This window comes from Aquirufa rosea (assembly GCF_004118285.1).
Taxonomy (GTDB): Bacteria; Bacteroidota; Bacteroidia; order Cytophagales; family Spirosomataceae; genus Aquirufa; species Aquirufa rosea.
The window spans coordinates 423,126-446,243 of record NZ_SDHY01000001.1; the positions used below are offsets into that span (position 1 = coordinate 423,126).

General features: G+C 37.8%; 21 protein-coding genes. 13 read left to right on the forward strand and 8 right to left on the reverse strand.

The annotated features are described in order from the left end of the window. The first annotated feature begins 1 nt into the window (after position 1). Genes ESB04_RS01880 through trmB form a run of 3 tightly spaced genes read left to right on the forward strand, consistent with a single transcriptional unit; the run spans position 2 to position 2,865 of the window. The gene (locus ESB04_RS01880) at positions 2 to 895 is read left to right on the forward strand and encodes an energy transducer TonB (RefSeq protein ID WP_129025674.1); all 894 of its coding nucleotides are present in this window, start codon (positions 2 to 4) and stop codon (positions 893 to 895) included. Between the two features lie 17 nt (positions 896 to 912). Beyond that, a complete protein-coding gene (locus ESB04_RS01885) occupies positions 913 to 2,202 on the forward strand; it encodes a bifunctional folylpolyglutamate synthase/dihydrofolate synthase (protein WP_129025677.1) in 1,290 nt (429 codons plus the stop codon). Between the two features lie 3 nt (positions 2,203 to 2,205). Then, positions 2,206 to 2,865 (forward strand): tRNA (guanosine(46)-N7)-methyltransferase TrmB, encoded by a 660-nt coding sequence (trmB, locus tag ESB04_RS01890; RefSeq protein WP_129025679.1) that lies wholly within the window; start codon positions 2,206 to 2,208, stop codon positions 2,863 to 2,865. A 46-nt stretch (positions 2,866 to 2,911) separates the two neighbouring features. On the opposite strand, the gene gap is transcribed toward trmB, so the two are convergent. Continuing rightward, positions 2,912 to 3,904 (reverse strand): type I glyceraldehyde-3-phosphate dehydrogenase, encoded by a 993-nt coding sequence (gene gap, locus ESB04_RS01895; RefSeq protein WP_129025681.1) that lies wholly within the window; start codon positions 3,902 to 3,904, stop codon positions 2,912 to 2,914. A gap of 501 nt (positions 3,905 to 4,405) precedes the next feature. Here gap and ESB04_RS01900 point away from each other — a divergent pair. The 6 genes from ESB04_RS01900 to ESB04_RS01925 all read left to right on the forward strand — a co-directional run bounded on the left by ESB04_RS01900 (position 4,406) and on the right by ESB04_RS01925 (position 9,601). Further along, on the forward strand, positions 4,406 to 5,224 hold the full coding sequence (locus ESB04_RS01900) for a 2,3,4,5-tetrahydropyridine-2,6-dicarboxylate N-succinyltransferase (protein WP_129025683.1): 819 nt from the start codon (positions 4,406 to 4,408) through the stop codon (positions 5,222 to 5,224). 48 nt (positions 5,225 to 5,272) lie between these two features. Then, on the forward strand, positions 5,273 to 6,115 hold the full coding sequence (locus ESB04_RS01905) for a CvfB family protein (RefSeq protein WP_129025685.1): 843 nt from the start codon (positions 5,273 to 5,275) through the stop codon (positions 6,113 to 6,115). 77 nt (positions 6,116 to 6,192) lie between these two features. Next, positions 6,193 to 6,708 (forward strand): helix-turn-helix transcriptional regulator, encoded by a 516-nt coding sequence (locus ESB04_RS01910; protein WP_129025687.1) that lies wholly within the window; start codon positions 6,193 to 6,195, stop codon positions 6,706 to 6,708. Between the two features lie 368 nt (positions 6,709 to 7,076). Then, entirely contained in the window at positions 7,077 to 7,544 is a 468-nt protein-coding gene (locus tag ESB04_RS01915; RefSeq protein WP_129025689.1) for a pyrophosphohydrolase domain-containing protein, read from the forward strand. Next, a complete protein-coding gene (locus tag ESB04_RS01920) occupies positions 7,544 to 8,221 on the forward strand; it encodes a response regulator transcription factor (RefSeq protein ID WP_129026137.1) in 678 nt (225 codons plus the stop codon). The genes ESB04_RS01915 and ESB04_RS01920 overlap by 1 nt, the downstream gene beginning before the upstream one ends. A 6-nt stretch (positions 8,222 to 8,227) precedes the next feature. Further along, the gene (locus tag ESB04_RS01925) at positions 8,228 to 9,601 is read left to right on the forward strand and encodes a HAMP domain-containing sensor histidine kinase (protein ID WP_129025691.1); all 1,374 of its coding nucleotides are present in this window, start codon (positions 8,228 to 8,230) and stop codon (positions 9,599 to 9,601) included. Positions 9,602 to 9,832: 231 nt separating this feature from the next. Here ESB04_RS01925 and ESB04_RS01930 read toward each other — a convergent pair whose 3' ends face one another. Together ESB04_RS01930 and gyrA are read right to left on the reverse strand one after the other, a co-directional pair. Beyond that, positions 9,833 to 11,275 carry a tetratricopeptide repeat protein gene (locus tag ESB04_RS01930; protein WP_129025693.1) on the reverse strand — a complete coding sequence of 481 codons (1,443 nt, stop codon included), beginning with the start codon at positions 11,273 to 11,275 and terminating at the stop codon, positions 9,833 to 9,835. A 53-nt stretch (positions 11,276 to 11,328) separates the two neighbouring features. Beyond that, positions 11,329 to 13,908: a DNA gyrase subunit A gene (gene gyrA, locus ESB04_RS01935; protein WP_129025695.1), complete on the reverse strand. Its 2,580-nt coding sequence runs from the start codon at positions 13,906 to 13,908 to the stop codon at positions 11,329 to 11,331. A 441-nt stretch (positions 13,909 to 14,349) separates the two neighbouring features. Here gyrA and ESB04_RS01940 point away from each other — a divergent pair, with 441 nt between their 5' ends. After that, positions 14,350 to 16,125 carry a metallophosphoesterase gene (locus tag ESB04_RS01940; RefSeq protein WP_129025697.1) on the forward strand — a complete coding sequence of 592 codons (1,776 nt, stop codon included), beginning with the start codon at positions 14,350 to 14,352 and terminating at the stop codon, positions 16,123 to 16,125. Here ESB04_RS01940 and ESB04_RS01945 read toward each other — a convergent pair. The 4 genes from ESB04_RS01945 to ESB04_RS01960 are packed head-to-tail and all read right to left on the reverse strand — an operon-like array spanning position 16,122 to position 19,371. After that, entirely contained in the window at positions 16,122 to 17,144 is a 1,023-nt protein-coding gene (locus ESB04_RS01945) for a LacI family DNA-binding transcriptional regulator (protein WP_129025699.1), read from the reverse strand. The genes ESB04_RS01940 and ESB04_RS01945 overlap by 4 nt on opposite strands. 39 nt (positions 17,145 to 17,183) lie before the next feature. Continuing rightward, entirely contained in the window at positions 17,184 to 17,546 is a 363-nt protein-coding gene (locus tag ESB04_RS01950) for a dihydroneopterin aldolase (protein ID WP_129025701.1), read from the reverse strand. A gap of 1 nt (position 17,547) precedes the next feature. After that, positions 17,548 to 18,447, reverse strand: a complete 900-nt coding sequence (locus ESB04_RS01955) for a DivIVA domain-containing protein (RefSeq protein ID WP_129025703.1) — start codon at positions 18,445 to 18,447, stop codon at positions 17,548 to 17,550. A 24-nt stretch (positions 18,448 to 18,471) separates the two neighbouring features. Continuing rightward, complete coding sequence (locus tag ESB04_RS01960) at positions 18,472 to 19,371, reverse strand: WD40 repeat domain-containing protein (RefSeq protein WP_129025705.1); 900 nt, start codon at positions 19,369 to 19,371, stop codon at positions 18,472 to 18,474. A gap of 54 nt (positions 19,372 to 19,425) precedes the next feature. Here ESB04_RS01960 and ESB04_RS01965 point away from each other — a divergent pair, with 54 nt between their 5' ends. Then, complete coding sequence (locus ESB04_RS01965) at positions 19,426 to 20,052, forward strand: 4'-phosphopantetheinyl transferase family protein (protein WP_129025707.1); 627 nt, start codon at positions 19,426 to 19,428, stop codon at positions 20,050 to 20,052. Here the strand turns inward: ESB04_RS01965 and ESB04_RS01970 are convergent. Beyond that, positions 20,049 to 20,882 (reverse strand): transglutaminase-like domain-containing protein, encoded by an 834-nt coding sequence (locus ESB04_RS01970; RefSeq protein WP_129025708.1) that lies wholly within the window; start codon positions 20,880 to 20,882, stop codon positions 20,049 to 20,051. The two genes, ESB04_RS01965 and ESB04_RS01970, sit on opposite strands and share 4 nt — an antisense overlap. A 153-nt stretch (positions 20,883 to 21,035) precedes the next feature. Between ESB04_RS01970 and galE the strand changes: the two genes are divergently transcribed. Next, positions 21,036 to 22,055 (forward strand): UDP-glucose 4-epimerase GalE, encoded by a 1,020-nt coding sequence (galE, locus tag ESB04_RS01975; RefSeq protein WP_129025710.1) that lies wholly within the window; start codon positions 21,036 to 21,038, stop codon positions 22,053 to 22,055. Positions 22,056 to 22,059: 4 nt separating this feature from the next. After that, a complete protein-coding gene (gene rfbB, locus ESB04_RS01980) occupies positions 22,060 to 23,115 on the forward strand; it encodes a dTDP-glucose 4,6-dehydratase (RefSeq protein ID WP_129025713.1) in 1,056 nt (351 codons plus the stop codon). Positions 23,116 to 23,118: the final 3 nt, after the last annotated feature.

Genomic DNA, 23,118 nt, shown 5'->3' on the forward strand with positions numbered 1-23,118 from the left:
TATGAATAGCGCTCTAGCACAAAAAGAGGAGGAGAAAAAAAATCAGCTAAAAGCATTAATCCTGACTATATTGATTAATGGTGGGCTTTTATTGTTGTTTTGGACTTTGAATATTTGGTCTGGAGATGAAGTGAAAATGGAAATCCCTGCAGGAGGATTTGAAGTGAATTATGGTAATACAGATGTTGGAGGAGGGGATATTCAAACCCACAACCAAGCCAATGATTTGCCCGACGAGATAGAATCAAAACCGGCCGACAAAAAAGTAGAGCCTAAAAAGGAGATTGTAAAAGCTACTCCTACCAAAGAAAGTCCTGTACTAAGTTCTGCCGTAAAAAGCCCAGTCAAAGTGGCCGACAAACCCCTTGAAAAGGCAGTGACACAGCCAGTTAAGCCTGTGGTAGAAGAGCAGCCTAAAATTGATGAGTCAGCCTTATTCAAAAAGAAATCTAGTAGCAACGGTACACGAGGTACCTCAGATGCACCTGGCGGAAACTCTAATGGAAATGACAAAGGAAAAATTGGTGATAAAGGTCAATTGGACGGAGATATCAATAATTCAGCTATTTACTCAGGTCAAAAGGGTAAAGGTGGCGGTAGCGGCGGTGGAATAGGAGGAGGAAATGGAGTAGCCTTAAATATGACAGGTTGGGCATTGGCCTCGCGTCCTCAGGTGAATGATGACTCCGATGAATCGGGTATTATTCGTTTTTCTTTAAAAATAGATGAAACGGGTAATATCATTTCATTACGAATCATAGAAAATACGCTTTCTGCATCTGTGGCACAGAAATACAAAAGGGCAGTGGAAAAACTAAGCTTTAAACCTACTTCTGCAGGTGAACGTCCTGAAGTTTCAACAGGTACCATTGTATTTAAAATCAATTCGAAGTAATTCTGTTAAATCATCGAATGGATTATCAAGAAGTCATTGCTTTTTTATACAAGCAATTGCCGGTTTTTCATAGAGAAGGTAAAAAAGCCTTCAAACCTGGCTTGGGAAATATTCAGCAGTTATGTGCTCGATTAGGAAATCCCCAAGACTCTTTTCCTACTTTACACATAGCTGGCACAAATGGAAAAGGTAGTTCCTCCCATTTCATGGCCTCCATTTTACAGGAGCAAGGATTTAAAGTCGGACTTTATACTTCGCCTCATTTACAATCATTTACTGAAAGAATAAAATTCAATGGACAAAATGTTCCCGAGGATTGGGTGGTACAATTTGTAGAAAAGAATCTTACTCTGATACAAGATATTCAGCCATCATTCTTTGAATGGACAGTATTAATGGCTTTTTCATATTTTCAGAATCAAGGGGTTGATTGGGCGGTCATAGAAACGGGATTAGGCGGAAGGTTAGATTCAACCAACATCATTTCTCCTCAAGCTTGTTTAATTACCAACATCGGTTGGGATCATCAAGATATTCTTGGCAACTCACTGGAATTAATTGCCCAGGAAAAGGCAGGTATTATTAAAAAGGATACACCTATTTGTATCTCTGAAAGTCAAAGCCATTCCAAGCTAGTGTTTTTAAACAAAGCAAAAGAAATGAATGCTCCCATCATCTTTGCAGAAGATCGGATAAAATGGAATCATATTACTTTTGATGAAGATAAATTACTCCTCAGGGGTTCTACAAAATCCAATCCAGACTTTGAAATTCATTGTCCTTTTGCCGGAGAATATCAAGTAAAAAATTTGGCAGGAATAATAGCTTGGTGTGAACAATTACAAGAAGAAGGAATCATTGATTTGGCCTGGAATTCTATCAAAAAAGGAATTGAAAAAGCAAAAATTAATACACAATTACGTGGAAGGTGGGAAATCCTACAAAAGAATCCTTGGATAGTGGCTGATACAGGACATAATGAAAATGGCATCAGCCAATTATTGAATCAAGTAAAGGAGTTGAATCCTGAGCAACTTTGGATCATCTTAGGTATGGTGGCGGATAAAGACATTGATTTAGTCATGAAATTATTCCCTACCCATGCTCATTATATATTTTCACAGGCACAAAATCCCAGAGCGCTTGAGGCCGAGAGCCTTCAAAATTTGGCAGCAAGGTATGGTTTAAAAGGAATTTGTGAAAAAGATGTCAATCAGGCAATTCAAATAGCCAAAGAATCTGCCCATGAAAGAGATTTTATTTTAATTACTGGCAGCACCTATTTGGTGGCTGAAATAAAAATGTAAGTTTTGAGTAGAAAGAAAGAAGTTAAATATGGCTTAGCCATTCGTTCTCCTTGGGTCATTCAATCTGGCAAGGAATTTTTTGAGACTTGCCGAGGAAAATGGAACGAAGTCTATTTTAAAAACAATCAACCCATCGTACTAGAATTAGGTTGTGGCAGAGGAGAATATAGTTTGGGACTTGCCAAATTATTTCCGCACAAAAATTTTATTGGGATTGATATCAAGGGAGATCGTCTAGCTGCTGGTGCCAGGCAAGCAGAGGCGGAAGGATTAAACAATGTGGTTTTTTTACGAATACCCATTCAATATCTTGCAGAATTTTTCCAAGAAAACGAAGTAGATGAAATTTGGGTTACTTTTCCTGACCCTAGGCCTAAGGATCGGGATGAAAAAAAGCGACTGACATTTCCCTTCTTTTTAGAAAAATACCATAGAGTACTCAAGAGTCAGGGAATTCTTCATTTGAAAACCGATTCCACTTCTTTTTTCACTTATTCTTTGGAACAATTGGAGCAGGAACCTTGGAAAATATTGGTTCAAACCTGGGATTTATACCAATCAGCATGGAATGAGGAACACTATGGCATTAAAACACGATTTGAGGATATGTTTTACCAGAAAGGTTTTTCCATCAAATATTTGCGAGCGATCAATAACAAATAAAAAAGGGAGGCTAAGCTCCCTTTTGCATATAATGTGACTGGTTAAATTATCCAACACGAGCGATTAAATCAGCAGCACGAGAAGAATATCCGTACTCATTGTCATACCAACCTACTACTTTCACTAAAGTTCCCATAGTAGCTGTCAATTTTGAATCGAAAATACAAGAGTGAGAATTTCCAATGATATCAATAGACACGATTTCATCTGTATTATATTCTAGGATACCTTTCATAGGACCATCAGCTGCTTTCTTTACGGCAGCATTGATTTCCTCGGCAGTAACTTCTTTCTTTAAGATAGCAGTAAATTCAGTGACAGAACCATCTGGAGAAGGTACACGCATAGAAGAACCATCCAGCAATCCCTTTAAATGAGGTAACACTAATCCAACCGCCTTAGCTGCACCGGTTGAAGTAGGAATGATCGAATAAGCAGCAGCACGAGCACGACGTAAGTCAGCATGTGGAGCATCTTGCAAATTCTGATCTGCCGTGTATGCGTGGATAGTGGACATATAGCCTTTTTCTAAACCAAATGCATCATCCAATACTTTAGCCATAGGAGCTAAACAGTTGGTTGTACAAGATGCATTAGAAATAATGGTCATATCATCAGTTAAAGTATCTTCATTTACACCTAAAACCACTGTTGGAACATTTCCTTTGGCAGGAGCAGAAATAATCACCTTACGAGCGCCAGCAGTTAAATGTTGTCCGGCACCTGCTTCATCAACGAAACGACCTGTAGATTCAAGTACTACATCAATTCCTAAAGCACCCCAAGGTAATAATTTAGGATCACGCTCAGCCAATGCTTTGATTGATTTTCCGTTTACTGTAATTGAATCAGCATCAGAAGTTACAGTTCCATTAAAACGACCGTGAACAGAATCATACTTCAACAAATGAGCCAAGGTGGCATTGTCTGTTAAATCATTGATCGCAACAACCTCGACATTTTCCTTCTCTAATAATCTACGAAAAGTAAGTCGACCAATACGACCAAATCCATTAATAGCTACTTTAATTTTTTTCATTGATACAAATAATTTGATTTCAGATTAAAGTCAAAAATAGCCTTTTTTCCTCAAATCGCAAAAGTAGAACGATAAATATATGTTTAATCGCAACAGGAGGGGTTTTATACAAAAGTAAACAGACAACAAATTATTTATCCAAAATGCTAAATAATAAAATTTTCAGAAAAAATCATATGGATACGTTTTTTATTCAAGATTATTTTGCATATTTACACAAGCAAGCTACTTCAGCATTTCGAAAGGGTAGGGATGTGACAGAATGTCACTTGTCTTTTTAGCTAAATTCTCCTTCAATTTTTACCAAATAAAATTTTGAACTAATTATCAAGTAATTGATAATCAATAACTTAACTTATTAAAGTTGAAGTTAAATTTCATTGACAAAAAACTAAGATTTGCCTATTAAACAAATTAGTTCTCCAGATAATTCCCTTTCATTTTTGATTATACAGGCTTTTTCTCCGTAATTTGTATTCTCAAAATTTGCATACATATCATATGAATTCATTAGAAAATATCATTCAATCGGCTTGGGACGACGTTTCTTTGCGTCAGAGTCCTGAGGTTATCCAAGCCATTGAAGAAGTAGTGGAAAAAGTTGACAAAGGTATCTTGCGTACTGCTGAACCATTAGAAGACGGAAGCTGGCAAGTCAACGAATGGGTAAAGAAAGCCATTGTCATGTATTTCCCTATTCGTCAAATGTCGGTTAGTGAAGTAGGTATATTTGAATACCACGATAAAATGCGGTTGAAAACGAACTATCAAGCTTTAGGTGTTCGTGTAGTACCTCCTGCTGTGGCACGTTATGGGGCATTTCTAGCTAAGGGTACGATATTAATGCCATCTTATGTGAATATTGGTGCTTATGTGGATGAGGGTACGATGGTGGATACTTGGGCAACTGTAGGAAGTTGTGCGCAAATTGGCAAACATGTTCATTTAAGTGGTGGCGTTGGAATTGGGGGAGTTTTAGAGCCACCTCAAGCAGCTCCGGTGATTATTGAAGATGGTGCATTCATTGGTTCTCGTTGTATTGTGGTAGAAGGAGCTCATATCGGTAAGAAAGCAGTTTTAGGAGCTGGTGTAACCATTACAGGTAGCTCTAAAATCATCGATGTAAGTGGTCCTGAGCCTGTAGAATACATCGGTTTTGTCCCAGAAAACTCAGTGGTTATTCCGGGAAGCATACAAAAAAACTTTCCAGCTGGTACTTATGGAGTTCCATGCGCTTTAATTATAGGAAAAAGAAAAGAAAGTACTGACTTAAAAACATCCTTGAATCAAGCATTAAGGGAAAACAATGTTGTCGTTTAAGATCAGAAATTAAATATCTTTACACCCGGCTAAAAACCGGGTTTTTTTATGGAAAATGAATTAAAAATAGGCGAATATAATCGCCTTAGAATCATCAAAGAAGTGCCATTTGGTCTTTACCTGGATGGCTATGAAGATGAAATATTACTACCTCTTCAATATGTTCCAGAGACGTATGAAATAGATGGATATATCGATGTATTCATCTACAGAGACTCGGAAGATCGAATCATTGCCACGACGTTGAAACCCTTGGCAACGATCAATCAATTCGCTTTTTTAGAAGTCAAACAAGTTAGTCCCATTGGCGTATTCCTTGAGTGGGGACTCATGAAGGATTTATTGGTACCTTTCAGCCAACAGCTAGAAAAGATGTCGGTAGGCAAATCCTACCTAGTCTATGTTTACTTGGATCCACAAACCGATCGAATAGTTGCTTCTGCCAGAATAGATAAATTCTTGCCGAATCCAAAAGATATAGAAGAATTTACAATTGGACAAAAAGTGCAAGCATTACCATTTGAATATACCAACCTTGGGATTAAATGCCTAGTAAACAATTGTAAAATAGGTCAACTATTCAAAAATGAAATATTTACAAATGTTAAACTTGGTGAAGTGATAGATGTTTACATTTATAACATCAGAGAAGATGATAAATTGGATTTACGTTTGGAAGCAATTGGCTTAGAGAGAATAGATTCACAAAAGGATAAGCTATTAAGTTTACTAGATGAGCAAAATGGCATATTGTACCTGCATGACAAAAGCCCAGCAGAGGAGATCTACGAACAATTAGGGATGTCAAAGAAGGATTTCAAAAAGGCTGTTGGTGGTTTATACAAAAGTAAACGGATTAAACTAGGTGAAGGCTGCATTATTAAATTGTAGACATTTGTAAATGATTATAAAATTTGTTTTCCTCTTTTTAAAATTTATATTTGTGAAATGATATATCGTTTACACAAATGAATCTAAGTCAAAAGATAGAATTGTTAATTCAAAAGAAGCAGATTAGTTCTTCTCAATTTGCCGATAAAATAGGAATCCCTCGTAGCAGCGTTTCACATATTTTATCAGGAAGAAATAAACCTAGCTTGGACGTTGTACAAAAGATTCTTAAGGCCTATCCCGAACTAAGTGCTGAGGAATTATTATTTGAAGACAGAATGTTATCGATAGGCACAGCTTCTTCCTCCAAAACTGAATCCATAATAGGCACCGGACCATCCTTATTTGATGCTCCCAACCCTAGCCCCTCAGAATCGGATAAAAATTCTTTACCTGAACAAACAATCGTACAATCAAATCTCAGAAGGAATAGGGAAAGTGCCAAAAATACGATTCAACCCAGCTCTTCTCCATTACCAGATCCTGTATATTCCCAAGCAATGATATCTAGGAATCATGTCAATAAAAAAATCGAACGAGTGATTATTTTTTATTCGGATGGTTCATTTAGTGAAAGTAAGCCTAGTGAATGAAACTTGTTAGGATAATTAAGATGTAGGATATATGTTGAAATCAAGTTAACACAAGGAAACCACTTTCCATAGTTTTCCACGACTTATCCACATTCGTGCACAATTGTATTCAGTCTAATGCCATTCAGGCATTGCAAATCGAAATTTCTCTCCAATACCCTAGAATTTGTCAATTTTGTCGACACTTATCCACATGTATCTGTGGATAAGTAGTGGAATTGTGTACAAAAGACAATTATTTTCCATTTACCATCCTAATTTTTTCAACATTGGAACATAAAACATCTCCCAGATTTGTGGGAATCCTTATTTTATTGATTTTCATACCCGCAATTATTTGATTAATTTTAATCAATTAGATAATCCTTATGAAGAAAATAGATTCCCTCAATCAAGTTGCCTTATTTCATGAAACATTTGGAGCTCCTATTTTGGCTCAACCATGTATCCCATCGGAGGATCGTTGCCAATTGAGAGTGAGTTTATTGGCTGAAGAATTAGAGGAACTTAAACAAGCCATTCAAGACCGCGATTTAGTAGAAATAGCCGATGCGCTCTGTGATTTACAATACGTTTTATCTGGGGCTGTTTTGGAATTTGGTTTAGGGGAAAAATTTGTGGATTTATTCAATGAAGTACAAAGATCCAACATGTCCAAGGCCTGTAAAAGCTTGGAAGAAGCAGAAAAAACGGTAGAATATTATTTCATGAAAGATGGTACAGAAGCCGAAATAAAAGAAGAGCATGGGCTTTGGAAGGTGTACCGGAAATCTGACAACAAAGTTTTAAAATCCATCGCTTATTCGCCAGCTAATCTAAAAGATATCTTGGGATGATTCGAATTTTACTTATTGAAGATGAACCCAAAACCGTACAGTCTCTCAAAAGGGGATTGGAGGAAAACAATTATGAAGTAGAAGTAGCATATGATGGCCTCATGGGTAAACAATTGGCCACCAGAAACTCCTACCAGCTCATTGTTTCCGACATCATCATTCCTGGAATGAATGGGATTGAGCTATGCAAAGAACTGAGAAGTTTGGGCATACAAACTCCTATATTGATGCTAACTGCACTGAGCACCACCGATGATAAATTAATAGGATTTGAGGCTGGGGCAGATGACTATTTAGCCAAACCCTTTGATTTCAAGGAGTTTATGGCACGTGTGAAGGCTCTGATTAAACGTTCTAATCAGACTTTACTAGATTCCCAAGTACTTAAATTCGCTGATTTAGAATTAGATCTGAACAGTAAATTGGTGACTCGTTCTGGCCAAAAAATTAATTTAACAGCTAAGGAATTTCAGCTCTTGGAATACCTTATGAAAAATCAAGAGAAAGTCATTTCTAAAATGGAGATTGCAGAAAATATTTGGGAAGTGGAAGATGAAAACTCCTCCAACCTGATAGAGGTGTATGTCAACTATTTACGTAAAAAAGTAGATAAAAATTTTCCCACTAAATTGATTCATACGCAATTTGGTATGGGATATATCCTTCGACAAGAATAAGATATCATGCAGATACGCTCACGATTAACTTATCAATTTACCTATTTGGTCTCTGCGATATTATTCGTATCCTATCTCATTATATATATTTTCTCGCAGCAGAACTACAAGGAGAATTTTTATTCTCGTTTAAGGCAAAAAGCAAATACAGCTGCTGAACTCTTGGTCAATGTAAATCAAGTAGATTCCAAGTTATTACGAATCATTGACCGCGCCAATCGAGATATTCTATTTAGAGAGAATATCATGGCCTATGATACCTGCAATGAGCGAATTTATCGATCTAATGATACCATATCGTTTCATATTGATGTCAATCGGGTCAAAGAAGTTCGACAAAAAAAAGAAGTTCGATTTGCCTATGAAGATATTGAAATTCTAGGTACCGTATTTGCCACTCCTGAAGGTAGAATTGTAGTATTTGCTGGAGCTGTGGATCAATATTCCGCGGAAAATGCCAAAGATTTAAAGAATATCCTCATAGCTTTATTCCTTTTATTTGTATTCATCGTGGTTATTTCAGGATGGTTCTTTGCTGGAAGGGCCGTAAATCCCATTTCTGAAGTCATCAAACAAGTAGATAATCTTTCACCCAAAAGGCTGGAAGAAAGGCTGGAATCCTCTGATTCTGAGGATGAAATAGGGAAGATGGTGTCTACCATCAATCGCTTGCTGGAACGCATTGAGAATGCCTTTAAACTGCAAAAAACGTTTATTGCGAACGTATCACATGAACTGAAGAATCCATTGACAAAAATTTCTTCGCAACTGGAAGTAAGTTTATTAAAAGAACGAGCCGCCGAAGATTATAAGGAAACAATCGCCTCAGTTCTGGAGGATACGCAAGAATTAGCCGCCATTACGGAATCCTTGTTGGAATTAAATAAAATAAGTGTATCCGATTACCAAGCTAGTTTTCAATTAATTCGAATCGATGAAATCATTTGGGAAGCAAGAAGCTTAACGCAAAAACTTAATGCCAATTACAAGGTAAACATTGATACATCCTTCATGCCAGATGATGAGGAAGAACTGATGATACGTGGTGACGAGAAATTAATTTTAACGGCCATTAAAAATTTAATGGAAAATGCCTGCAAATTTAGCCCTAAACACTGTGCTTTTGTTGGATTGCGTGTACACCATCAAACCATCAATGTTCGCGTTAAAAACGAAGGAAAAGGCATTCCAAAATCAGATTTACCCTATATTTTTCAGCCATTTTTCAGAGGTGAAAATACGGCTTCATCCAAAGGCTATGGAATTGGATTATCCCTCGTAGAGAGAATCATACATTTACATTATGGCACCATCCAAGTGCAATCCAATCCAAATGAATGGACTGAGTTTAGCATTTCCTTATCGCAAGGAAAACATTAAGCTAAAAATTCCAATATCATAAATTAAAGAGAATGGCCAATTTCTGCAATCCAAATACATTCTTTTAAACATTTAAATAAAATGTTATATAATTTATATTATGTTAAATAGATTATTTAAGATAGGTCCCCCAAATCATTCTACATACTCAATTCTAGATTCTTCATTCTCATTGCATCAAAAAAAAAGCCCAATCCGTAGACTGGGCTTTCAAATAACTTTGAGTTAAATTTATTTATCTAACTCAGCCAATTTACTTTCCATCTTAAGCTCGCGGTAAACTTGCTTTAAGATTTCTTTTAAATCCTCATCTTTCTTTACAGAATACGCTTTTTCAAAATATGGTAAGGCTTCATTGTATTTCGTGGAAATTTGAGCTTCTACAGCCTTTCCATCTTTCTTGTAAGTTTCCATATCCATGGCATTAACGCGCTTCTTAATCTCAGCAGCCTCGTTGTAACGGAAAGCTCCCATTTGATAAAGTGCATCATAATAATTTCCATCAATAGCTAAAGCTTTAGTGTAGAATCCTGGAACCTCTGACTTCAACGCATCAACTTTGGCATTTAAATCAGCCAATTTAGCCGCATTTTGAGCGGCATCACCCACTTCAGATTCAGCCTTCGCCAATTCAGCCTTCAAGCCATCTAATTTACTATTTTGCTCCTTAACTGTGGCGTCTAATTGAGCTATTTGTGTATTTATAGCCGCTTTTTGCTTAGGTTGAGCTGTTTTAAGTTTAGCTCTGTTACGAGTAATTTCCTCAGTAAAAGCAGCTACTTGTTCCTTCTGAGCTGCAATCTTGCGTTTCGCCTCGTCTACTTTAACTGTTTTATCTAAGATATGACGAACCTCTTCATTCATTCCATTGATTTTATTTTCATACAACAAACCAATGTTCAATAATGACATCGCATCTTTAGGATCGGATGCAATTGTCTTCTTTAATTGCTCAATAGCTTGATCAATGCGGTTAAAAGAAATCAACATATTGAATTTTTCATTCTTCAAATCCTTGCTAGTTGGATAAATGGCAATACCCTGGTCAATTAAAGCTAAAGCTTTATCCTCTTGCTTTTTGTTCTTGTAAATTTGAGACAAACCATAGATGATGGCTACGTCCTTCCCTCCTATTCCCATATAGCGCTCGTAGGCAGTTTGTGCCACTTCGTCATTCTGAGATAATTGGGCTACTACACCTGTATACATTGCTGAAGTAGTATCCTTTGGAGTCAATTCAGAGGCTTTAGCCATGTATTTCAAGGAATTTTTGTAATCTTTTCCTTGGTATTTGATTACTCCCATATTCATCAAAGCTGAATACACTTTCTTGTCCTCGATCAATTTCTCTGCATCTTTAGCGGTTGAACCTTTTTTACCGTCCTTCGTATCCAACTTTACCGCTTCATTGATGTATTCAATTGCCTTGAAAGCTGCATCTGCGTCCGTTAAAGCAAATGTCGAATCAGGGAATGAAGCTAAGTCGATGTAAGCCACTGCACGGTTTAACCATGATTTAGCCTTAGTAGGAGCTTTCTTTGCCTCTTCGTCTGACTTTTTAACGGCATCCGCGATTGATTTTTTCTGAGCCTCTACCAAAGCTTTGTCCGCTTGAGCAAAGGTCGTACCCGCGGCCATTGCCACAGTGAACAGGGTTAAAACTAGTTTTTTCATGTGATTATTAAATTAAAAAATAGCCCGAATTTCACCCCGGGACGATAAAATTATTATTCTTCTGTTAAAGTTTCATCTTCTGTACCAAAATCCTCCCCTTCTTTACCTGCTTCTGAAGCGTTTTCGGTGTTCTCTACGATAGGAATAATTCCCTCTACAGCATCCGTCTCTTCTAATTCAGGCTCTTTATCAATTTTAGTAACTGAAGAAATTTCGTCAGATTCGTTTTTCAAACGTATCAACTTCACTCCTTGTGTATTTCTTCCCATCACCCTCAATTCAGCCACACTGGTACGAATCAAAATACCTGCTTTCGTAATGATCATCAAATCATTATTATCATTCACCTCTTTGATAGCTACCAAGTTACCCGTCTTTTCAGTGATATTTAAGGCCTTAACCCCTTTGCCACCACGGTTGGTCAATCGGTAATCCTCTACCTCCGAACGCTTACCAAATCCTTTTTCTGATACAACTAATAACTGTTGAACTTCTGGATCCGATACACAAACCATACCAATCACTTTCTCTTCCGCATTTTCCTCATCAATCCAAATACCTTTCACACCTGCAGCAGATCGACCCATCGGACGAACACGCGTTTCCTCGAATCGAACTGAACGACCGGTATTAGTAGCAATCACAATTTGGTTATTTCCATTGGTCAAGGCCACATCTAATAAACGGTCTCCTTCTCGGATGGTGATGGCAATGATTCCATTTTGACGAGGACGAGAATAAGCCTCTAGGCTCGTTTTCTTGATGGTACCATCTTCTGTGCACATGACAATAAAATTATTGTCCACATAGTCTGGATCCGTGATCGACTTCACATTGATCACGGCACGGATGCTATCCCCGTTTTCAATATTCATCAAATTCTGAATTGGACGTCCTTTAGATACCTTAGAACCTTCAGGAACAGCATATACTCTTAACCAGAAGCATTTACCTCTTTCTGTGAAGAATAGCAACCAGTTATGCATGGTGGCTGTAAATAGGTGTTCTGTGTAATCATCATCCTTCGTTGCCACCGCTCTGGAACCTACTCCTCCCCTTGTCTGGGCTCTGTATTCAGTAATTGGAGTACGCTTGATATAACCCTGAGCTGAAACGGTAATTAACATTTCCTCATCAGCAATCATATCCTCTACCGAGAACTCATCATCAGTCATATTGATTTGCGTTCTACGCTCATCTCCATAACGTGACTTCATCTCAGCCAATTCATCTTTGATGATTTGTAATTGACGCTCTGGTTTAGCCAAAATATCTTCCAAATCATCAATCAACTTCATAATCTCAGCATACTCATTCATGATTTTCTCACGCTCCATACCTGTAAGACGCTGTAAACGCATCTCCAATATGGCCTTCGCTTGAATCTCAGACAAGTTAAAAGTGCTCATCAAGCCCTCTTGTGCCGAACTAGGATCCTTGGACTCACGAATCAATTTAATCACTGCATCTAAATTATCTAATGCAATGATGAAACCTTCTAATATATGTGCCCTTTTACGAGCTTCACGTAAATCGTATTGTGTTCTACGAACAATAATTTCATTTCTATGCTCTACAAAATGATGGATCAAATCCTTCAAATTAAGCATCATGGGGCGGCCTTTCACCAAAGCCACATTGTTCACACTGAAGGAGGATTGAAGAGCAGTATGCTTGTAAAGATTGTTCAATACTACATTGGCTACCGCATCCCTTTTCAAATCAAACACGATGCGCATACCTTGACGGTCTGATTCATCACGAATCTCTGAAATACCCTCAATTTTCTTATCATTCACTAAATCAGCACATTGCTTAATCAAGGATGCCTTATTTACCATATAAGGAATCTCAGAAACTATGATTTGCTCCTTACCTGATTTAGATGTTTCAAATGTAGCATTTCCACGAACTACAATACGACCACGACCGGTTTCAAAGGCATTCTTTATACCCTGTACCCCATATATGGTTCCTCCGGTTGGAAAATCTGGCGCCTTGATGTATTGCATCAACTCGCCAATAGTAATATCACGGTTATCTATATAAGCCGAAATGCCATCTACTACTTCAGATAAATTATGGGGAGCCATGTTGGTAGCCATACCTACTGCAATACCCGAAGTTCCATTCAATAATAAATTGGGAATCTTAGACGGTAAAACGGTTGGCTCCTCCAAAGAGTCGTCGAAATTCGGCTGAAAATCAACCGTTTCTTTGTTTAAATCCGACAACATTTCGTCAGCTATTCGCTTCAATCTCGCCTCCGTATAACGCATGGCAGCTGGAGAATCTCCATCCACCGAACCAAAGTTACCCTGGCCATCAACCAATGGATAACGCAAGGACCAATCTTGTGCCATACGAACCATGGTATCATATACTGATGAATCACCGTGTGGGTGATACTTTCCTAGTACCTCCCCGACAATACGAGCCGATTTTTTATATGCCTTATTATAACTTACTCCCAACTCCTCCATTCCAAACAACACTCGCCTATGCACTGGCTTTAATCCATCTCGCACATCTGGCAAGGCACGAGACACAATTACTGACATTGAATAATCAATGTAGGCCCCTCTCATTTCATCTTCAATGTTGATCGGGATAATATTGGTTGATACTGACATAAATTATAGTTTGATACACTGAAATATCTCATTCCTTTACACAAAAAATTTAGCGGAAATGAGAGATTTTCATTAACTACAAATATCATTAATTATGCCAATTTTTCCAAGATAAATCACCACAAATTGCCAATAAAAATGTTTGGGGAAATTACCTTTAGAAAGGCATTATTTTTTGGAAGTCTGAAGAAATTTCATAGTCAAATTAGTGCTACCAAACTGGCTTAGCAATTCCCAGATTTAAAACCAAGAAAAATGGGGATTTTTATATCTAATTTCATGTTATCTGGACAATTAGCTTAAACAATAATCGTTTTTCACATGTGCTATTTTGACTAAAACCTAGAAAAATTCAGCAATAACCCTCAATCAAATCGCAAATTCGACTGAGGCCTAAGAATATTTAAGCTTTGTCATTAACTTTATGCATTACTTCTACTTATGATTTTTCTTAAATTAAGTTATATTTCCCAATCTAGACTGACAGGATTGTTTTCTCTGGTCATTTTATGGACTCTGTCAACTAATACTTGGGCTCAAAAAATCATTCGCGCACCTTACATTCAATTAGCCAAATCCAATTCCGTTTTAATTCGATACAGAACTGATCAAGCCACATTATCCGAAATAAGTATTAGTACCGATGGTAAGACCTTCAATCCATCCATTAAAAGCACCAACAAGGTAAGTGAGCACACCGTAGCTGTTTCCTCTCTCCAAGCCAATACCAAGTATTATTACCGCATCCACATCAATGACCAAGTGGCCTTAGGGGATAGCTCCTATTTTTTTAAAACGGCACCCACTGTAGGCTCAAAAGATAAAATTTCAATTTTCTCTGTGGGTGATATGGCGGCAGGTGAAACCCAAAGGAAAATATATAATGCCTATGTAAATCGACAAAAATCGAATTATACCAACCTATTCATTACTATGGGAGATAATATCTATTGTGGTGGTAGTGATGGCTGTTGGCAAGAAGACTTTTTTAACCCTTATCACGCTGGTCCTCTGCTCCGCCAGACCGCTTTATTCCCTTCCACGGGTAATCATGATTACGATAATCAAGCATTTCCATATCAGCAAGATGATTCCAATATGGCTTATTATCAAAACTTCACCTTACCTAGTCAAGGTGAATTAGGGGGCATTCCTTCCAATTCTGAGGCTTATTACTCGTATGATTACGGCAATGTTCACTTGGTTGTTTTGGACTCTTATGCATGGGGAAAGGATAATTTTAGAATATTTGACCAAGAAAATAACATTCAATTAAATTGGCTGAAAGAAGATTTAAAAGCCACCAAGCAAGATTGGAAAATCATTTATTTCCATTTTCCTGTCTATACCAAAGGCACTTATGATTCAGATGTCAGTGGGGAAATCATCAAACTTCGAGATTACCTAACTCGTGTTTTTGACGAATACGGCGTTGATTTAGTGATGTCTGGCCATAGTCACGTATATGAAAGATCTAGGCCTTTACGAGAGCAATATGGCCTATCTAGCGAGTTTAGCCCAGAGAAAAATTGGCCTTTCAATTCTTCTGGCCGATACGATGGCAGCGATAAATCCTGTGCTTATGTGTTTCAAAACGTTGAACCTAAGAAAAAAGGCACGACTTATGTAGTCAATGGTTGTGGTGGACAAACTGCCGCACATCGTTTCAACTGGCCCCATCCTGTCATGGAATATTCCTTGGATAAACGCGGTGGCTCTATGGCCATCGATATAGAAGATAATCGCTTGGATGCCAAGTTTATTGACGAGGAAGGTGAAGTTTTAGACCAATTCACCATTTTTAAAGAAGTCAATAAAATCACCAAAAAGACCATCAATGCCTATGATCCGATTGAATTAAAAGCCTCCTGGCCAGGCCCGGCCAACTCTTACGTTTGGTCAAGTGGTGAAAAATCACAAAAAATCAACCTAAGGCCCTTAAAAACAAGCACTTATACTGTTACTGATACTCAGAAATGCTTACAAGACAGCTTTGAAATTACTGTCAATCCTCCACTAGGAACCACCAAATGGGAAGAATTAATCCATCAGCCTTTTGAGTCCCTGGAAATATATGATTTATTAGGTCGTACTTGGAAATCCATCCAAAAAGAAGGCTTTATAGATCAAAGCGTCATGGATGGACTCCCGACAGGGCAATATATTTTGGAATACCGTCTGAAAGGCAAAAGCTACACTTTGAAGCTGATACATTAATAAAGATGGGTAGAAGATTCCCTGATTATCAATTGAGTCTTTAATACCTCTATTTTAGGAATGGCCTCTCCTGTCTTTTGTTCTATTTGCGCCAAAAGTAATTCTACAGCTATTCTTCCTATTTCATCTAAAGGTTGAGAAACCGAGGTAATGGTAGGAGAAATTACTTGACAAATAGGCTCATTGTTGAAACTCACTATTTTTACATCTTCAGGAACCTTTATTTTTAATTCTTTAAGTGCCGTCAAAACCCCAATGGCTAGTCGATCGGAAACCACCAAGATCCCATCAGGCCTTTGCTCCTGTTGCATCAATAAATGTGTCTGAGAGCGAGCCGTGTCTTGATAATAATCGGAATGAAGAATTAAACTTGGATCAACAGGTAATCCGGCTTCTTCTAAAGCATGAATATACCCAATTCTACGCTGGTTACTCACTGAAACATTCTTAGGACCAGCCAAAAACGCAATTCTCTTGCAGCCGTTTTCAATGAGGTGTTTCACCGCCTCATAGGCAGATTGCTCATTATCTACCATGACTTTGGACGCCTCAATGTCTTCACAATTTCGATCAAAAAATACCAATGGGATCCCTCTTCTTTGCAACCTGGTCAAATGCTCAAAATTACTAGTTTCCCGGGAAAGAGAAATAATTATACCATCCACTTGCCCCCTGGATAAGTTTTGGATATTGGTTAATTCCCGTTCATATGATTCCTGTGTTTGAGTAATCAATAAACTATAACCTGCCTTGACAGCTGCTTCTTCTATATGTTTAATAACAGTTGAGAAGAAATAATAACCTAAATCAGGCACAATGATACCCAGGGTCTTGGTTTTACTTTTAACCAGACTGGTCGCTAGCAAATTAGGCTGATAATCCCACTCTTTGGCTAAATCGAGGACCAATTTTTTAGTATCAGGATGAATGTCTGGCAAGTCCCTTAAGGCCCTTGAAACGGTCGCAACAGAAACATTCAACTGCTTGGCAATATCCTTGATTGTTACTTGATGACGCATTTCGTAATGAAGTTTGTATGGTATTTATAAACCCAAAATCTATTCCAATGTTTTAGTCCAAATAATGCAAGAATCTCCTTTAGACAAGCCCAAAGGGGGATTTTCTTTTTTTAAACTAATTTCCAATGTTTTTATTCGAGGCCATTGTATAGTCAATTGCTTGCCTATTTTTTCAACGATTGTTTCCAATAAATCTACGGGCTCATTCATGATTTGTCGACAAATCTGATAAACCTGACTATAATCCACTGTCTGACTCAAATCATCGCCCAAGGTTGAAGGAGTCAATAATCCAATTTGAATATCTAACTCATACCAGCTTCCCAAAATTCTTTCTTCCGGAAAATATCCGTGGTAAGCATACATCCTTAAGCCTTTCCAAGCCACATGGTACAAATCCATACTAATTAATCTCGCTTATTTTCCCTTGAGGTCCAGACGATTTAGCGTATGCCTCCAAGACCTTATTCAAAGTGGGCAAACTGTCATCTGGGGTTAAAGAACTCGGGTTTAAAGCTTTTTTCTTAGGTTTTGTTTTATTCGCAGTAATAGGCTTAAGAGCCTGATCAGCTTGATTTACTTTGGGTTTCCTGCCTCTCTTCACTGGCGCAGCATCTGCGGTTTTGGGCAAAGATTTTGCCTTAGGCCTTCCTGGCTTGGCTTTGGCAATTTTTAACGGGCTTTTCTTAGCAGTTTTTTTTGCTTTATTAGGCTGAATGGAAACTGCTTTTGGAGCCTTCCTCGATGTAGTAGCTTTTACTTCAATCTGATTTACCTGAGGCAAACTTTCTTGAGAAACTGACCAATTTTTAATTTGTAATAGCGTCTTCTCGGATATCCCCATTAATTGTTCGGCTATCTCTTTTTGCGCCTCTTGAAGTCCCAATAAAATCCGCTCTTGTTCCTTGATAGCTTGATGAGTTTGTAAAGAAATTTGCTTGGCCTCCCCTTCAGCCAAAAGTCTTATTTTGGCAGCTTCCTTTTCAGCGGTTTCTATGATACTTTTTGAATCATTCTTCACCTTTTCTAAAGCAATGGCAGCATCTTTCTCCGCTTTTTGTTTCCAATTTATCTGTGCTTCTTCAGCTAACTGGACTGCTTTCAACATCGATGATTCAGCTTCTCTCAATCGATTTAACTCTTTTTCCAATTCCGCGATCCTAGTCTCCAAGCGCTCCCTACTTCGTTGATTGGATTGATGGTATTCCTCTAATCGAAATAAATAATCTTGGACATCAGCCACATCATATCCACGGAAGGATTTAGAAAAAGATGCTTCAGGTAGTTGGTATATATGCTCCATAATCTGCTAAAATAGAAAAAATCTTTAATGAATTTTCCAAACGGAAATATTTTTATCATCTGAGGCTGAGACTAATTGATCTTCAAATGGAGTCCAAATTAGTTTATTAACCGAATTTTTATGACCCCCATATCTCGCCGCATCAATCACTTTCAAAAGCGTCAAGTCTGCCGCATTCCAAATTTTAATGGTTTTATCCATACTAGCCGTAGCAAACAAATCTTTATTGGGATGAAAATCAATATCATGGATGGCATACATGTGCGCAATCACTTCAGATTTAGCAATTTGTCCAGTAGATTGGCTTGGTAAATCCCACTTTTTAATTCGAGCATCTTTTCCTACGGAAAGAATTTCTTGACCAGGTTCCCAAAAGTGCAATGAAAAAACACTTCCCTCATGGGCTTTCCAAGCATATTCTAGTTCAAAAGCTTGATTAAACACCCGTATAAAACCATCACTGTAGCCGGCAGCAATTTTATTTTGGGGCAATAACACCAAAGTCCTAACACTTTTATCACTTGATTTAATGTGTTTAACAATTTGTCGAGAAGCTTCATCAATTACCGTTATTAATCCATCCTGATGCGCTACCCATAATTGTCCATTGGTAAACAATAAATCGTAAATGGAAATTTTACCTAGGCCTATCGAAAAGATTCTCTCCTGATTAGATAGTTGAATCCCATGTATGCCATCGTAATTCTGAGCTACCCATAGGACACCATGCTGATCTCGCTTCATAGCATAAATAGATCCATTGATTTGCGCCACCACCTTACCCACATCTGGTTTCTGTAAATTCCACTGAACCACCCAACCATCTGAACCCGCTGAATAAAACTCGTTGGACTGTTCACCTGAAGCTAAAGCATAGATTGGCCCTCGATGCCCAGAAAAAGTATCTATTCGCTCAATTTGCATGATCTAATTATTTGATCACAAAAATGCTAATTTTGCGAGCAAATACGTTCATCCATGCCTCAAATTTTCCCAGGAATAGCGCTAGCTTCGCCCCACGTTAAATGGATGATGTGGGAAATCAAGGAAAGCACGTCCTTTTTCCAAAACATTCCAGAGAAATGGAAAAAAACGCTTCCACCTGAAAATGCGCATGCACAAAAGCTATTGGAATCCCTCGCGGCCCGTTATTGTTTATGGCAACTGGTAAAAGATGTACAAACAGAGCCACTAGAATTGGTCAAAACTGCCAGTCAAAGACCTTATTTAAAAGATTCTAATTATCATATTAGCATTAGCCACTCCTTTCCATTTGTCTCGGCCTGTATCAGCCTTCATCGACCAATTGGAATAGATTTAGAGAGAAAAGATCGCAAAATTCAGCACATTGCTCCCAGATTCCTATCTGCCAAAGAATTAGATTGGGCAAGAGAAGATACTCAAAAATTAATAGCTGCCTGGACTGTAAAAGAAGCCCTTTACAAGGCGCACCAACAAGCTGGATTGGATTTCAAGAATGAAATTAGCTTTGACTTTGAATATCCTGTAAGACAAGGACATGTTTTTAGGGAAGAAAACACGAGCTATGAAGTCAGGCAAGAAGAATTCCCAAATTTCATAGTCAGCTTAGTCCTCAGAAATTAATCCAAGGAATCTATCATTTGACTTAACTCATTCTTATGTTCCTCATCACCTGCTTTGTCATAAGCCATGATCAGATTTCTGAGTACACGACGAATAATTTCCAAATTGGAACAAGGATTATAATAGATTTCATTGGGGGCTAAATTCAATTGCGCCAAGTAATTATCAATGTCTACTCGATTAAAAATCAATCCTTTATTAAATACATTGATATAAAACTGAAGTCCTTTTTGTTTGTAAGTCAAAACAAACAAATTTGGCAAGTTTACTCCGTAAACCGGAAAGCCTAAGCGCTGAGCTATCCACATGTAAATGACACACAAACTGATTGGATTGCCCTTTTTGGTTTCTAATACCACATTGATGTAGGAATTATTGGCCGCATGAAAGTTTTTGGTATTAGCACCAAATTTCAATTGATCAAAAATCACTCCATTCAATACCTTAATCTGATCCATGGGATGAAGATTTTCCCTTATTTGTGGCCATACTTCATAATACAATTGATCTAAATCTGTCTTCAACTGAGCGAAGGAATAATCTGGAAAACGATAGGTAGCCACAATCCACATACCTTCCATTAAATCCATTCCACCAGATTCCTTCCATATAGCCAAGCGATTGCGCATGGACTCCAATTGTAGTTCATGAATCAAATTTTCAATTTTGGCCTGAAGGAATGGATTAAGACTTAGTTGTTCCCATTCCATTTCTAACATGGGAATAATTGACGGTCCTAAGGTTCGAATTTGCTGTTCGACCAGGTGCACCACCTCAGAATCACTGTCATCCAGTAATTGTATCATGGCTTTGATAGCTGGTTCCGTCATAATTGAATATTCATATTGCCAAAAATAATGACTATGAAACGAAATACAAATCACTTAGCATATAAGCCCTTACAATAATTGTTGTCGCTAATAATTTTTTTTCAAGAGAATATAAGCCTAAATTTGTTACTTATTGTTGCTTCAATTCAATATATGAATATTTTAATAACGGGAGGAGCAGGATTCATTGGCTCTCATACCTACGTGGTTTTGAAAGAAAATGGCTTCACTCCTATTATCGTTGATAATTTCGCCAATTCTTCAACAATGGTATTGGATCGTTTACAGGAAATAACCCTAGATGAGGTAACCTGTATCGAGGGTGATGTCAACGATGCATCGATGTATGACCAAATTTTCAATAAATATGCCATAGAGGGGGTCATTCACTTCGCTGCTTACAAAGCTGTTGGAGAATCAGTGGAAAACCCCTTGAAATATTATAGAAATAATGTGGCTGCTACTGTACTCTTATTAGAAAAAATGCAAGAGTATGGCATCAAAAATCTAGTTTTTTCTTCCTCTTGTACCGTCTATGGACAACCTGAGAGTTTACCTGTAACAGAATCTGCTCCTATACAACCCGCCGTTTCTCCTTATGGGAATTCCAAACAGATTTGTGAGGAAATCATCCGTGACAGTGTCCAGGCTAAAAATGCCCATTTAAAGGCTATATCCTTACGCTATTTTAATCCCATAGGAGCCCATAAAAGTGCCTTGATTGGTGAATTACCAATAGGTCCTCCAGCTAATCTAGTGCCCTTTTTAACGCAATCAGTGGCAGGCATACGTGGTCCATTACAAATATTTGGAGATGATTACCCTACCCCAGATGGAACGGCGATTCGTGATTACATTCACGTATGCGATCTAGCAGAGGCCCATGTGAAAGCACTTAGCTATTTACTTAAGCATTCGGATTCTCCATATTATGATTATTTTAATATAGGCACCGGAATGGGAAGTTCTGTCTTGGAAGTTATCCATGCCTTTGAAAAGGCTACTGGCAAGAAAGTCCATTATGAAATTAAACCTCGTAGATCTGGAGATATAACTGCTGTTTACGCAGCTACTAATAAATCAAAAGAGGTACTAAATTGGTCTACTCAAAAAAGCTTAGAGGAGGCGCTACTGGATTCGTGGAAATGGCAAGAGCAGCTTCTTAAATCGTAATTTTATGAAAAAAATTGTCATAACCGGTGGTGCCGGATTCATTGGTTCTCATGTAGTTCGATTATTCGTTCAAAAATACCCTGATTACCAAATTTTTAACTTGGATGCATTAACGTATGCGGGCAACATGGCTAATAATGAAGACATAGCCCATTTACCCAATTACCACTTTATCAAAGCAGACATTACCGATGAAGCTCATATTGATGCGCTTTTTACCGAATATCAATTTGATAGCGTTATCCATTTGGCCGCTGAATCCCACGTAGACCGTTCTATTTCTGACCCTTTGGCATTTGTCAAAACCAATGTTATCGGTACGGTAAATTTATTGCAAGCCGCTAAAAAACACTGGGCTGGCCATTGGGAAGGAAAAAGGTTTTATCATATTTCTACCGATGAGGTGTACGGAGAACTTCATAATCCAGAAGAGTTTTTTCTAGAAACCACTCCCTATGATCCAAGATCCCCTTATTCTGCCTCCAAAGCATCTTCCGATCATTTTGTGAGGGCTTTTCATGAAACTTATGGTTTACCTACAGTTATCACCAATTGTTCCAACAATTACGGGCCCAACCATTTTCCAGAAAAATTAATCCCATTAATGATTCATAATATCCTCAATAACAAACCTTTACCCGTATATGGAAAGGGTGAAAATGTGAGAGATTGGTTGTATGTAGTGGATCATGCGCGTGCCATTGATACCGTTTTTCATCATGGAAAGACAGGAGACACCTACAATATCGGAGGATTTAACGAATGGAAAAACATTGATTTGGTGCATTTATTGTGTGAAATCATGGATAAAAAATTAGGTAGAACAGAAGGTACTTCGAAGCAACTCATTACCTATGTCACCGACAGAGCTGGACATGATTTACGCTATGCCATTGATGCCCATAAAATCATGAATGAATTAGGTTGGGAACCATCTTTACAATTTGCAGAAGGATTAGAGAAAACGGTAGACTGGTACTTATCCAATGAAAAATGGTTGAAAGATGTTACCTCAGGTGCCTATCAACAATATTACCAAAACATGTATCAAGGAAGATAAATT

Coding starts and splice junctions, on each gene's coding strand:
- ESB04_RS01880 (WP_129025674.1), top strand. CDS start 2: ATGAATAGCGCTCTAGCACAAAAAGAGGAGGAGAAAAAAAATCAGCTA.
- ESB04_RS01885 (WP_129025677.1), top strand. CDS start 913: ATGGATTATCAAGAAGTCATTGCTTTTTTATACAAGCAATTGCCGGTT.
- gap (WP_129025681.1), bottom strand. CDS start 3,904: ATGAAAAAAATTAAAGTAGCTATTAATGGATTTGGTCGTATTGGTCGA.
- ESB04_RS01900 (WP_129025683.1), top strand. CDS start 4,406: ATGAATTCATTAGAAAATATCATTCAATCGGCTTGGGACGACGTTTCT.
- ESB04_RS01905 (WP_129025685.1), top strand. CDS start 5,273: ATGGAAAATGAATTAAAAATAGGCGAATATAATCGCCTTAGAATCATC.
- ESB04_RS01910 (WP_129025687.1), top strand. CDS start 6,193: ATGAATCTAAGTCAAAAGATAGAATTGTTAATTCAAAAGAAGCAGATT.
- ESB04_RS01915 (WP_129025689.1), top strand. CDS start 7,077: ATGAAGAAAATAGATTCCCTCAATCAAGTTGCCTTATTTCATGAAACA.
- ESB04_RS01925 (WP_129025691.1), top strand. CDS start 8,228: ATGCAGATACGCTCACGATTAACTTATCAATTTACCTATTTGGTCTCT.
- ESB04_RS01930 (WP_129025693.1), bottom strand. CDS start 11,275: ATGAAAAAACTAGTTTTAACCCTGTTCACTGTGGCAATGGCCGCGGGT.
- gyrA (WP_129025695.1), bottom strand. CDS start 13,908: ATGTCAGTATCAACCAATATTATCCCGATCAACATTGAAGATGAAATG.
- ESB04_RS01940 (WP_129025697.1), top strand. CDS start 14,350: ATGATTTTTCTTAAATTAAGTTATATTTCCCAATCTAGACTGACAGGA.
- ESB04_RS01945 (WP_129025699.1), bottom strand. CDS start 17,144: ATGCGTCATCAAGTAACAATCAAGGATATTGCCAAGCAGTTGAATGTT.
- ESB04_RS01950 (WP_129025701.1), bottom strand. CDS start 17,546: ATGGATTTGTACCATGTGGCTTGGAAAGGCTTAAGGATGTATGCTTAC.
- ESB04_RS01955 (WP_129025703.1), bottom strand. CDS start 18,447: ATGGAGCATATATACCAACTACCTGAAGCATCTTTTTCTAAATCCTTC.
- ESB04_RS01960 (WP_129025705.1), bottom strand. CDS start 19,371: ATGCAAATTGAGCGAATAGATACTTTTTCTGGGCATCGAGGGCCAATC.
- ESB04_RS01965 (WP_129025707.1), top strand. CDS start 19,426: ATGCCTCAAATTTTCCCAGGAATAGCGCTAGCTTCGCCCCACGTTAAA.
- ESB04_RS01970 (WP_129025708.1), bottom strand. CDS start 20,882: ATGACGGAACCAGCTATCAAAGCCATGATACAATTACTGGATGACAGT.
- galE (WP_129025710.1), top strand. CDS start 21,036: ATGAATATTTTAATAACGGGAGGAGCAGGATTCATTGGCTCTCATACC.
- rfbB (WP_129025713.1), top strand. CDS start 22,060: ATGAAAAAAATTGTCATAACCGGTGGTGCCGGATTCATTGGTTCTCAT.